11 protein-coding genes and 2 pseudogenes are annotated in these 12138 nt (G+C 40.9%); 5 read left to right on the top strand and 8 right to left on the bottom strand.

The window, feature by feature from the left end:
* The 4 genes and pseudogenes from E0H79_RS14600 to E0H79_RS14585 form a co-directional block, all read right to left on the bottom strand.
* Positions 1 to 155, bottom strand: a pseudogene (locus E0H79_RS14600) (IS982 family transposase); the annotation flags it as partial.
* 195 nt (positions 156 to 350) lie between these two features.
* Positions 351 to 797 (bottom strand): universal stress protein, encoded by a 447-nt coding sequence (locus tag E0H79_RS14595; protein ID WP_131262018.1) that lies wholly within the window; start codon positions 795 to 797, stop codon positions 351 to 353.
* A gap of 50 nt (positions 798 to 847) precedes the next feature.
* Entirely contained in the window at positions 848 to 1297 is a 450-nt protein-coding gene (locus E0H79_RS14590) for a universal stress protein (RefSeq protein ID WP_131262017.1), read from the bottom strand.
* 570 nt (positions 1298 to 1867) lie between these two features.
* Entirely contained in the window at positions 1868 to 2932 is a 1065-nt protein-coding gene (locus E0H79_RS14585) for an AAA family ATPase (protein ID WP_004975830.1), read from the bottom strand.
* 185 nt (positions 2933 to 3117) lie between these two features.
* Here E0H79_RS14585 and uvrC point away from each other — a divergent pair, with 185 nt between their 5' ends.
* The 3 genes from uvrC to pgsA all read left to right on the top strand — a co-directional run bounded on the left by uvrC (position 3118) and on the right by pgsA (position 6629).
* Entirely contained in the window at positions 3118 to 4917 is a 1800-nt protein-coding gene (gene uvrC / locus E0H79_RS14580; protein WP_004975832.1) for an excinuclease ABC subunit UvrC, read from the top strand.
* 224 nt (positions 4918 to 5141) lie between these two features.
* Positions 5142 to 5936 carry a thioesterase family protein gene (locus tag E0H79_RS14575; protein WP_131262016.1) on the top strand — a complete coding sequence of 265 codons (795 nt, stop codon included), beginning with the start codon at positions 5142 to 5144 and terminating at the stop codon, positions 5934 to 5936.
* Positions 5937 to 6041: 105 nt separating this feature from the next.
* Positions 6042 to 6629, top strand: a complete 588-nt coding sequence (pgsA, locus tag E0H79_RS14570; RefSeq protein WP_004975835.1) for a CDP-diacylglycerol--glycerol-3-phosphate 3-phosphatidyltransferase — start codon at positions 6042 to 6044, stop codon at positions 6627 to 6629.
* Between the two features lie 49 nt (positions 6630 to 6678).
* On the opposite strand, the gene E0H79_RS14565 is transcribed toward pgsA, so the two are convergent.
* On the bottom strand, positions 6679 to 8481 hold the full coding sequence (locus tag E0H79_RS14565; RefSeq protein ID WP_131262015.1) for an ABC transporter ATP-binding protein: 1803 nt from the start codon (positions 8479 to 8481) through the stop codon (positions 6679 to 6681).
* A 142-nt stretch (positions 8482 to 8623) separates the two neighbouring features.
* Here E0H79_RS14565 and E0H79_RS14560 point away from each other — a divergent pair, with 142 nt between their 5' ends.
* Positions 8624 to 9241 carry an alpha-ketoglutarate-dependent dioxygenase AlkB family protein gene (locus E0H79_RS14560; RefSeq protein ID WP_131262014.1) on the top strand — a complete coding sequence of 206 codons (618 nt, stop codon included), beginning with the start codon at positions 8624 to 8626 and terminating at the stop codon, positions 9239 to 9241.
* A gap of 89 nt (positions 9242 to 9330) precedes the next feature.
* Here E0H79_RS14560 and E0H79_RS14555 read toward each other — a convergent pair whose 3' ends face one another.
* The 3 genes from E0H79_RS14555 to E0H79_RS14545 all read right to left on the bottom strand — a co-directional run bounded on the left by E0H79_RS14555 (position 9331) and on the right by E0H79_RS14545 (position 11254).
* Positions 9331 to 10113 carry an IclR family transcriptional regulator gene (locus E0H79_RS14555; RefSeq protein WP_131262013.1) on the bottom strand — a complete coding sequence of 261 codons (783 nt, stop codon included), beginning with the start codon at positions 10111 to 10113 and terminating at the stop codon, positions 9331 to 9333.
* A 150-nt stretch (positions 10114 to 10263) separates the two neighbouring features.
* Complete coding sequence (gene ruvX, locus E0H79_RS14550) at positions 10264 to 10707, bottom strand: Holliday junction resolvase RuvX (RefSeq protein ID WP_131262012.1); 444 nt, start codon at positions 10705 to 10707, stop codon at positions 10264 to 10266.
* Positions 10700 to 11254, bottom strand: a complete 555-nt coding sequence (locus E0H79_RS14545) for a YqgE/AlgH family protein (RefSeq protein WP_004975844.1) — start codon at positions 11252 to 11254, stop codon at positions 10700 to 10702. Before E0H79_RS14545 ends, ruvX begins: the two co-directional genes overlap by 8 nt.
* A gap of 763 nt (positions 11255 to 12017) precedes the next feature.
* Here E0H79_RS14545 and E0H79_RS14540 point away from each other — a divergent pair.
* Positions 12018 to 12138, top strand: a pseudogene (locus E0H79_RS14540) (helix-turn-helix domain-containing protein); the annotation flags it as partial.

Genomic DNA, 12138 nt, shown 5'->3' with positions numbered 1-12138 from the left:
TAGTAGATGGAGATAGCCACAATTTCTGATAAAGATAGCGTTGCTTGTCTGATACGTTGACGTTTGTTTTCTTGCTTGAGAAATTGCCAATAGATGGGTTCAAATTTTTTGAAAAAATCATCAACAATACAAAAAATTTCTGTAAAATCGTACATGGTAGTTAGAGCCTTTGGGTTGTGTCGTAACTTTCTAAATGGCTCTAACTACCTTTTTTTCAAGGGCTTTTCTTATCCGTAATTCGGGTTAATTTAGAAAAATTTTAAAAGTTTTATCCAGAAAAATCCCGTTCATTGGCGAACGGGATTTTTTTATTTTGTCTTTTACTGTGACAGAGCACAGTCAGTATTGAATTAAACCTTAACAATCAAAACAGGAACAGGGGACTGAGTCAGTACGTTTTGGGCAACGCTACCAAGCATCATCTTTTTCACGCCAGTACGGCCATGCGAACCCATAATAATCAGGTCAGCACCAATTTCATTGGCAATTTGCACAATCCCTTCTGAAGCTGCAACACCGCGGATAATTTTGGTATCTATCGAGATACCTTCACGGCTAAACGATTGCTGAATTTCAGCCAAACGATTTTGTGCATTTTGTTCAGCCTGCATGAAATAATCGGTAATTGCAGGTGCAACTTTGTAGAAGTCTACGCCTACAAAAGGGTCAACTGCAATTACACTCATAATGGTAACAGGGCAATTTAGATCTTTTGCCAATGAAAGTGCTTGTTCGGCTGCAGCATAAGACATAGGTGACTCATCTACTGGAACAAGTAAGTGTTTATAAGTTGTCATGGCAAATCCTTATTAAAAATTTATGATGAAAATATGGCTTAAATTTGTAATTAAGCTTTAACTACAAGCACAGGTAATTCTGTATGGCGTAATACGTCTGTGGCAAAGCTACCCAATAATAATTTTTGGAAACCTTTACGACCATGTGAACCCATCACAATCACATCGGCATTTAAGTCTTTCGCAGTTTTGATTACACCTTCAGCAGATACCAAACCCTCAACCACGCGAGTTTCTGCATTTACACCCACTGCTTTCGCAATTTCATCTGCTTCTTTTAATGCTTTTTGTGCATTGGCTGTCGCTTGCACAAAGTATTCTTTCATAATGGCAGATGAATAGTTATAGTAAAAGTCCGAATCGGTAAATGGGTTTTCCGCAACAAGGCTAATTAAGGTGAGTTTGCTGTTAAATACTTTGGCAATTTCAGCTGCATGTTTGACCGCTGAAAAAGAAATTTGTGAACCATCTACAGGGACTAAAATATTTTGGTACGACATGCGGGTAACTCCAGAAATTATGATTATGTGCCTTACACTTTATTGATAGCATATAGTCTATACAGGTTCAATTTAAAATCTGAAAAAAGATTGATAATTCATTTAATTACCCGCCAAATTTGCTGAAATAAAAGATAAGCTGAAGATGATGAAATTGCTCAACTCAACGGCAAGGCTATACGATAAAATAAGCTGCTAAATTTGCAAAAATAAATAGGGTCTGTTGATATTTCATAAATGGCTTGCGCTGTAGGCTAAAACTGAGCAGATCAGGCATGAAACGCAGGGAATAGCGAGACTATTGCCAAGTTTCATAACGCAATCTGAGAAAGTTTTAGCCACAGCCTTTCAGGACGAGCATATTTTTTGCTGCTATTGCGTTATGAGTCAGTCATTTAGAATGACTAAATTTCCTGCCTCATGCCTTATTATCAGCTAAAAAATATGCATCGTCGCAAACATAGACGAATTGTCAACAGACCCTAGGCTTTTAAAGCAAAAAATAAGCATCAAAACTTTGAGGATGAGCAGAGTGGCATTCTCAAGATTCACGCAGCATAAGTCGCGGGCTTATTCTATTTTGAGGTGCAATTGATTTGCACTGCAATCTACACATATTTCCGATTTTTCAGGATACTTTAAAAAATATAAAGCTAAAATGGGTTCAAGTTCAGTACGAATTTTACGCCCCAAATGCCGCGCGCCGTAACGAATATCATGCCCCTGATAAAAATAGGCTTTAGCTGCTGCAGTGAGTTCGACTTGGCGCTGTTGATGCTGCAGGCGATGGTTTAACTTTTCCAATTCAATTTCAACCAATTGCGGCAGGGCATCAGCAGATACCGCTTGATAATGCAAACTACGGTCAATCCGATTTAAAAATTCAGGGTCAAATTTACGCTGCATGACTTTTTCAATGATCCGTTGTGTGGGCATGCGTTTTAAGCACAGTTGTTGTACTTTTTGCGGCAACAGATTCAATTTATCTAAGTATTGTTGTGCGGCTTGAGTACCCACATTGCTGGTCATAAAAATCATGCAATTGCGAAAGTCGATGGTTTTGGTGCCTGCAGTCAGGGTCAGTTTGCCTGTATCTAGCACATTCATTAAGCCACGTATCACTTCGCTTGAGGCTTTTTCCAGTTCATCAAATAACATAATGCCTGGGCGGGTGTGCGAACCTGCAATCGCAGTTTCATCAAATAAACTATGGCCTTCTTTAGAGCCGACATAGCCAGGAGGCGCGCCTGTGAGTGCAGCCGCATAGTGTTCCTGCGCCAAGGTATTCATATCAATGCGGCAGAAGGCATCGGGGCGACCATAAATGGCTTCGGCAATCAGGCGCACCGTTTCGGTCTTGCCAACACCTGTCGGGCCAAGCATTAAAGTCACTGAAAGTGGTCGCTCTGTGCTGGAGAAATCGGCCTTGACCACATACAGCATTTTTTCGATTTCATTCAGCGCTGCATCTTGTCCAATAATCCGTTGACGTAACAATTGCATGACTTGTGTAGGTTCAAAATGAAAGCGCGGCTTGCCAATCAAACGGTCTTTGGCGGATACATACTGATGTGTACTGATCGGCTGGGACGTTGCGGATTGAATGGTCGGTATGCCGTGTGGTGCGGTCGTCATCCTGCACTTTCCTTCTGCTGACAAGATGCCTGAGCATAGCAAATCTTGTGTTGCCGACTGATCGTTTTTAGCACTGAGCTGATCGTTTTAGTGGATAGATCATGCGCTATGCCACAGGATAAAGCTTGAAAAAATCAGATAAAGCAGCACATCATGTAAAGAATGTAGCAAGAATAGGATGACTCGTGAACCCAAACGCAGGTGAGCATATCGAGAAAATTTTGGCAAATATGACCCAATTGCCAGGGGTTTACCGTATGTTGGGTAAAGACGGGGAGTTGTTATATGTCGGCAAAGCCAAAAATTTAAAAAACCGAGTGTCGAGTTATTTTGTCAAAACCATCGAGCATCCTAAAACGCAGGCTTTAGTGGCGCGTATTTATGATATTGAAACTTTGGTGGTGCGTTCCGAAACTGAAGCGTTATTGCTTGAACAAAATCTGATTAAGCTGCATCGTCCACCGTACAATATTATGCTGCGCGATGATAAGTCCTATGTTTATATTTTTGTGTCGGCAGATCAGCCTTATCCGCGTATTGCCAGTGGACGCGGCAAAGGCAAGCATCAGATAGGCAAGTTTTTTGGGCCTTATCCGAGTGCGTACAATGCCCGCGATACTTTGGTGGTGTTACAAAAACTGTTTAATGTGCGGCAGTGTGAAAACAGTTATTTTGCTCAACGGCAGCGTCCGTGTTTGCAATATCAGATCAAACGCTGTTCGGCACCGTGTGTAGGATTGATTTCGCCCGAAGAATATAAAGAAGATGTTAATAATTCGATTCGATTTTTACAGGGCGATAGTAAAGAACTGAATCAGCAATTGATTGCTAAAATGGAAGCTGCAGCCGAAGCGTTGGAATTTGAAAAAGCAGTCTTTTACCGTGACCGTATGGCTTTGTTGCGTGATGTGCAGGCACAGCAAGCCATTTATAAACTCAAAGGCGAAGCCGATATTATCGCAATTGCTTATCAGGCAGGTGTGACCTGTGTGCAAATTATGCATGTGCGCAATGGCAAAATGCTGGGCGGTAAAAGCTATTTTCCTGATATGTTGGGCGATGATTTGGGGCAAATGTTGGCCGATTTTATTGCCAACTTTTACTTTCAGGTGGCCGATGAAATTCCAGCGGAATTGATTGTTAATGTGGAAGTGGCAGATTGCAAAGAGTTGGAACAAGCCTTACAGCAACACTTCGATAAAAAAATTCAAATTAAACATAAAGTGCGTGAAACCCGTGCCGAGTGGCAAGAATTGGCACAAATGAATGTGCAGCATGCCATTAAAGGTAAACTCGCCAATCACTTTGAATTAAATGAGCGTTTTCATCAGTTAGAGCAAGTGGTTGGACGCCCGATTGATCGGATTGAATGTTTTGATATTTCGCACACTATGGGCGAAGACACTGTGGCATCTTGCGTGGTATTTGACAGTGGTGGTATTCGCAAACGTGATTATCGACAATTTTCAATTCAGGATATTCAGGCTGGAGATGACTATGCTGCCATGCGCCAAGCTTTAACGCGCCGTTATAAAAAAGCCATGCTGCCCGATTTATTGCTGATTGATGGCGGTAAAGGGCAGTTGAATATGGCGATGGAGGTCATGCAGGAGTTAGGATTGGATGCCTTTATGATTGGGGTGTCCAAAGGCGAAGGACGCAAACCTGGTCTAGAAACGCTACATTTTACCGATGGCAGCAAAATTCAGCTGCCTGAAGATCATAAGGCGCTGCATTTGATTCAGCAGGTACGTGATGAAGCACACCGATTTGCAATTACCAAGCACCGTGCCAAGCGCGATAAAAAACGTGGCTCATCAATACTTGAAGTGATTCCGGGCTTAGGGCCAAAACGTCGTCGTGATTTACTCACCCATTTTGGTGGCATACAAGGTGTCCTGAAAGCTTCTGAAAAAGAGTTGACTTTAGTACCCGGACTGGGTGAAGTAATGGCGCGTACGATTTATAAAGTGCTGCATGAATGACTAAATTTCCTGCCTCATGCCTTATATTAGCTAAAAATCTTGCGAGATATATCTCTCACGTCGCAAACATAGACGAATTGTCAACAGACCCTATTTACTGCATAAAAAGCAGTATTTTCTACAAAGGTAAATAGCAAAAAAGTGCATTGACTCTGTCGTCATTGAACATTCACATCAGATCGAAACCCTGTAATATCAACCACAACATTGTTTAAGGAAAAGCTATGTCGTTGCTACAGACCTATCAAGCCATTGCCGAGCAAGAATGGATAGACATCCCGCTTGGGTGGTTACAAGGGCGCACTATTTATGGTGGATTGGTGGCAGGTTTGATGATGCAAAAAGCCCAGCTTTGTATTGCCGATCCGAAAAAGCGCTTGCTAAGCAGCAGTGTCACGTTTGTCGGACCTGTGCAACAAGGTCGGGCACGGCTCACGGTGGAAATTCTGCGTGAAGGCAAATCTGTGACCAGTGTCGAAGTTCGTTTATGGCAGGATGATGCAGTACAAAGCATTTTAATTGCCAGTTTTGGTGCGGCACGTGAATCCAGCATTGTAGTGCAACAAGAACGTACTGCGCCCAATTTTCCACCTGCAACGGAATTGCCTGTTACACAGCATCATCCTTTAGCACCTGAATGTTTTCAGCAGATGGATTTGGTTTGGTCTGAAGGACAATATCCGTTTACTGCTAGTCATAAACCTGATTTTGCAGGCTGGATGCGTTTTAACCCAAAACAGCATACGAATCGTGCCATGACCATTGCCGATTTGATGGTGGCTTTTGATATGTGGCCGCCTGGAGTACTGCCGATGTTTGAGCAGCTCGCTCCTGCCAGTTCACTGACTTGGCATGTGACCTATGTCAATCCTTTGCAAAATCAGCTGCAAGATTGGATGAAATATAAAGTTTTTACCGATCATGCTAGCGGTGGTTATGCCACAGAATATGCGCACTTATGGGATGATCAGGATCGGCTAATAGCGATTGCCCGACAGACCATCACCGTGTTTGCCTAGTGACACCTACTAGCATTTCGTATAAAGTGAAGCCTATTCACGATGACAAATCCTCAAAAAACTTGTGAATATGCAGCGTAAAGAGGGGAAACATTGGCGGTGTCTATGACAACAGGTCGTATCCTGAACATTCCAAATATATTAACTTTGGCTCGAATCGCCTTGATTCCTGTTTTTTTGTTGGTGGCGTATTGGCCGCCTGCAATGGGCGTAAATGGTTATGATGGTGGCATGACGCGTCATATTATTTTGACGTCTATTTTTGTGATTGCTGCTGTGACCGACTGGTTTGATGGCTATTTGGCACGTACTTTGAATCAGACCTCTGCATTTGGGCGCTTTTTAGACCCTGTGGCCGATAAACTTATGGTCGCTGCGGCATTGATTGTTTTAGTGCAATGGCAACCGACTATTTCTATGGCTTTTGCCGCGATTGTAATTATTTCCCGTGAAATTACCGTATCTGCCTTACGAGAGTGGATGGCTGAACTCGGCGCACGTACCAGCGTGGCGGTGTCTACAGTGGGGAAATATAAAACAGCATTCCAAATGATTGCGATTTCAGTGTTCTTATTGAACTGGCAACCATTGGAAATGGTGGCTTATTTGTTGCTCTATACTGCTGTAATTCTAACGCTTTGGTCGATGTTTATTTATTTAAAAGCGGCATGGCCATATTTGAAACAACCTTAAATATCGTGATTCTTCATTAAAAAGTGCTTCTGATTGAAGCACTTTTTGATTAACTATGGGTTTCTTCCTCGGCATCATCCTCATAAGTTTTGGCAATTTTTTCAATATTTAAACTTTTTGCCATCGCATCAAAAATTTCTTTATAAACCCCATTTTGATGATAAAGCGCATCATGTTCGCCATGTTCCGCAATCCTGCCATCTTTCATGACATAGGTGTAATCGGCATCAATAATTTGCGATAAGCTATGTGAAATGATGATGACCGTACGCCCTTGTTTAATTTTATCGAGGCTTTGTTTGATTTGTTCGGTTGCAATGGCATCCAGACTAGCAGTCGGTTCATCTAAAAAAATAATAGGTGGATTTTTCAGGAACATACGTGCAAGGGCAATCCGTTGTTGTTGACCGCCTGAAAGCATGAGGGCATCTGCGTCATAAGCCTGAGGCAATTGCAAAATTTGTTCGTGAATAGAGGCTTTTTGGGCTGCCAGAATCACATCTTCCAAGCTTGCATCAGTTTTGCCATAACGAATATTTTCAAAAATAGAGCCTTGGAAAATATGATTTTTTTGCAAAACCAAGCCGATATGGTCACGCAAATATTGAGTGTCGATGTGGTTAATATCAATCCCATCGAGCTGAATTGTTCCCTGTTGTGGTTCATAGAATTTATCTAATAAACTGATCAGGGTAGATTTTCCTGCTCCCGACAATCCCACCAATGCGGTAATTTTATTAGGCTGAATCTGCATTTGAATGTCTTTGAGTGCATGATGTCCATTCGGATAAAAAAAGTTTACCTGTTGCAGATCAAACTGCCCTCGAATAACTGGTTTAAGCGTACCACTTGGCTCAATTTCATGCTCGGCTTCCAAAATTTGAAAGAAGCTTTCTGAATAGATCATTGCATCATTGACTTCATCATAAATACGATGCAATGAGCGAATTGGGGCAGAAACATTGCCAAACAGCAACACGTGATACATGATCATGCCGATGCTCATTTGTCTATCTAACACAAAATAAGCAGTTAAAATAATAATCAGCACCACGCCAATTTGTTCAATAAAGCTTTTTAAACCATCAAATAAAAAACTGGTTTGGCGGGTCTGCATTTGATTGTGGGTCAGTTTTTTCTGCAGGGTGAGTTGTTTTTCTGCTTCGATGCTTTCTCTGTTAAATGATTTAATCACGGTAATTGAGTTGATGATGCTGAGAATCCCTTGGCTTTTTTTCTCACGTCCATCACGTAAATTACGTCGCCAGCTTCCTAGTTTTTGTGCCTGCTGATAGGTCAGCCAAAAATAAATAGGCACAATGAGTGTCGCGACCAAGCCCACATAAAAATTGGCATAATACATTAAGCCCAAAGCCACAATTGCACTGGTAAAGAGTGGCAAAATATCAATAAAGAAAATTTGCACTAAGCGGGTGAGCGAACCAATGCCACGATCTATACGTGTTTGTAATTTACCTGCTTGGTTGTTGTCCTGATTAAAAAAGGCCAGTCGATAACGCAAAAATTTCTCAATAATGCCCTGTGCCAAATCTTGTGACACAAAAATGCGTAGTTTTTCACCATAAAACTTCTGTCCAAACTGCACAAAGGCATTGATGATTTCTTTACCCAGCAAAATGGCTGAAATGGTGATTAAAATGTGCCAGCCTGCAGACAGACCTTGTCCTGCCTCAATTAAGGCGTTAATACGGTCAACAGCGTATTGTAAAGTTAGTGCATTGACTTGAGCTGTTAATGAGCCGATGAGCGTTAAAACTAAGGTAGCAATCACCAAGAGCTGATAAGGTCGAACGAAGGGACGCAATTTTTGAAATAAATGCCATAAATTCATAAGCTATTATTGTTATAAGAACGATGATTTTAAGTCTAAGGATGAACTTCACGACTCACAAGCCAAAAAGCTGTGTCATTTTGTGAGCAGTCCTGATCCTTGTTTTAGATTAAACAATAAGCTATTCAGCATAGGAATGACCATGAATCTAGAATTGTTTGCACCTGAGCGTTGTGACAACGTACTGCCTTATGACGGCATTGTGCAGGACTATGGTTTGGTGCTGAGTGCGGAGCATAGTGAGCGTTATTTGCAGTATTTTCTGCAACATTTGGCATGGCAGCCTGATGAAGGTCTGCTCTTTGGTCAGTATTATCGGACACAGCGCCAAGTGGTATGGTATGGCGATGAGCAGTATCAATATCGTTATTCGGGAGCAGTTAAGCAGGCACTGCTATGGCAGCCTGCTTTGTGGCGATTGAAACAGCAAATTGAACAATGGGTCGGGCATCCCTTTAATTCATGTTTGGCCAATTTATATCAAGATGGTACGCAGGGCTTGGGTTGGCACAGTGATGATGAGCCGAATTTAGGCAGACACGCTGTCATTGCATCTTTGAGTTTGGGGGCAACCCGTAAATTTTGTTTTCAGCATAAACACCGCGCCAACAAGGTTGAGCTACTGTTGCACAGCGGTCAGTTGTTGGTCATGCGTGGCACGACACAACACTATTGGAAACATGCCTTAATGAAGTCCAATAAAACTATACAACCCAGAATTAATCTGACCTTTCGCTATTTTCACACGGCTATTGAATAAAACTTGATTTAGCACTCTAAATCCTTATTCAGGAATAAATTTTAATTGTATTTAAATTCAGTGCTTTAAGGTATCAACAACCTAAATCTTTAAGTGAGCTCTATATTAAAACTGGTATTCAGTACTTCCACCTGTTTTTCAATTTGCTCTGCATTGTCCTGCAAAATTTCAATCAGCTTTTGCAAATTGACAAATTCAAAACGGTTTTTAGAGGCCAACAGCGTCAAGGCATAAGGCGCATCTTTCGATGAAAAACGAATCGGTACAGATAAACCTGCAATTTCTGCATCAAGTTCGCCGTTAGAAAAATAATAGCCTTGTTTTTTGATTTTGCGCATTTGCTGCAAAAAGTCATCTTCATCTTGTGCAAAATTGACTTGTGCCAATTCGGTAGAAAAACGTTGGTAATAGTCTAAAATTTTAGCTTTAGGCAGATGTGCCATAATAATTTTTGGCGATGAGCCGACATAAACAGGACGTGGGCAGCCGCGACCATAAGACAGCAAAGGCGTATCTTTAAAGATTTCGTGATGCACATCAATGCAGGAATCTTGATTGAGTTGGGTCAGCAAACAGCAAAATTCAGTACGTTCCACAATTTTTTTCATAAACGGAATACTGATGGTGACCAATGGATCGGTCGTGCGAGAGATAAAATCCAATACCGCAATTTTTGGCCCAAGGGTGTAATCTCCCGATGTGCCACTCATGCGCTGCAACAACTCTGCTGAAACCAACTCTTTTAAATAGCGGTAACTGGTAGGCTTAGATAAACCAAGTTCCTCACTAATGGTATCTACATTAATGACAGGACGTGCGGTTGAAAATAAGTCTAAGACTGTGAGAATCTTGCCAAAGCTAGACAGTGCCATGCGGATTTACCCATTCACACCAAAAGGATGGTGTCACTTTATATCAAAAAATCGCCAGACCAATAGACTTTTTAAAGATGATCTTAGGCATTCTAACGATCAATATCCCAATTCTTTCGTTTGTCGTTGTTATCTATTCAGAAACAGGATTTAAGGCTGAATGCCGTGAGGCTCACGATACCAGCTTTCAATCAATAGTGCTGCGGCAAGACTGTCGGCTGCGAGCTTTTTGCCACGCCCTTGGGCTTGATAATGATCAAGCTCATCACGTGCTTCACGTGTGGTTAGGCGTTCATCGACCATTAGGGTGTTGATATTGCTTTGATGGCGTAAGCGTCTGGCAAACTTACGTGCACGGGTAGACAGTTCCGACTCGCTATCATCCATATTTAAAGGTAAGCCCACTAGAAATAATTGTGGCTGATGTTGCTTGATGATTTTCAGCAAGTTTTCCCATTGTGGAATGCCATCTTTCATGGGGAAGAGGGCGAGTGGGGTCGCACTTTCAATTAGTGCCTGCCCCACAGCCATGCCCATTTTTTGCGTACCGAAGTCAAATGCCATGATAGTTTGGGTTTGTGTTGTTTCAGGCATGACCAATCTCTGAAGATAACCATGTTGGATCTACGCCCATTTTACGATAAGCGGCATCCCAACGATCGTCATAAGGTAAATTAAAAATTAAGTCCATGTCGGATTCGCAAATCAGCCAATCGCCCCGAGCAATTTCCTGTTCGAGTTGTTGTTTGCCCCAGCTGGCATAGCCTAAGGCAATTTGGTAGCGTCCAACGCCTTCATTGTGGGCAATTGCATCTAAAATATCTTTAGAGGTGGTGATACAGACATTTTCACCAACAGCGATAGATGAATGCCAAGTTGGCTGCCCTGTGTGTAAAACAAAACCTGCCTCAGGTCGTAATGGACCACCTTGTAGAACTTCGTGAGGATGCACATTATCTGCGTCTATATCTAAATCATTGAGTAATTCTTTGATTTGGATACCCGATGGACGGTTGATAATAATGCCTTGCGCACCGTCTTCATCATGACGTGCCAAATAGATGACGGTGTTTGCAAAAAACTCATCATTCATATCGGGCGGGGCTATGAGACAGCGATGCGTCAGATATTGTTTAGTCACCTAAGCAATTCTCCTTAATCTGAGGTGGTGGCAAACAGAACTGTAAACCGACTTGGAAACGTAAACGAGTTACAGCCAAATCATGCAAATATACATTTCTTAGCTGTACTTATCCCATAAAACCACTGTGATGACAACTTTGCTTTGGTAAAAGTGAGACAAAGGATAAATAAAAGAATAAATTTAAAATTTAGAAAAAATGATGTCATTAAATTTATCTATTTAGTTACAAAGTTGAAGATATAGGAACATAATAATTGATTGCTTTATTATCTTTGTGATGTGGGTTTGTTTAAATGTTTTGGTGTATATTTTTTAATCTACTTTTAATTTTAACGAATGTGATTTCTGTTTTTTAATTGCAAAATAGGCAGTTTGATTGCATTTATATTCTCTTTTATTAAATATTAAGTTTGTCTAATGAATAGTGGTTTTTTAATATAAAAAATCTATAAGTCTGTTTATTTCTTTTGTAAGTTTTGTGCTTTAGTGTAAAATTTGTGTTTTTTATAGCTTGATATGTTTCAATAAATATACATAAAATACATATTGAAACAAAAAATAATTGTTTGTAAGATGGTGAAATTTTCATCTTTTATAGCTTTTTTTGATGGTTTAATATGAATTATTTAATAAAGGGAAGTTTGTTTGCTGCTGTTTTTTCAGCTTCAGTTTTTTCTCAAGCAGCAATTTTTGGAACTTATAAGTTGACAAAAATAACTAATCATGCGAAAAAGTTTTTTTAGTTAACAGATGTTCACACATGCCTCGAATTGTTTCTGTACCACTTAGTTTAGAACAGCGAGAACGACTCATTTTTCTGGCCAAGCATGCAAAACATTGGCGTGAAAGACAACGTGCCCAAACTATTCTCTGGCTTTCTG

The organism is Acinetobacter sp. ANC 5045 (assembly GCF_004331005.1).
In the GTDB taxonomy this organism is placed as follows: domain Bacteria; phylum Pseudomonadota; class Gammaproteobacteria; order Pseudomonadales; family Moraxellaceae; genus Acinetobacter; species Acinetobacter towneri.
Note: the sequence above shows the minus strand (reverse complement) of the source record. Positions and strands in the feature narration are given on the sequence as shown.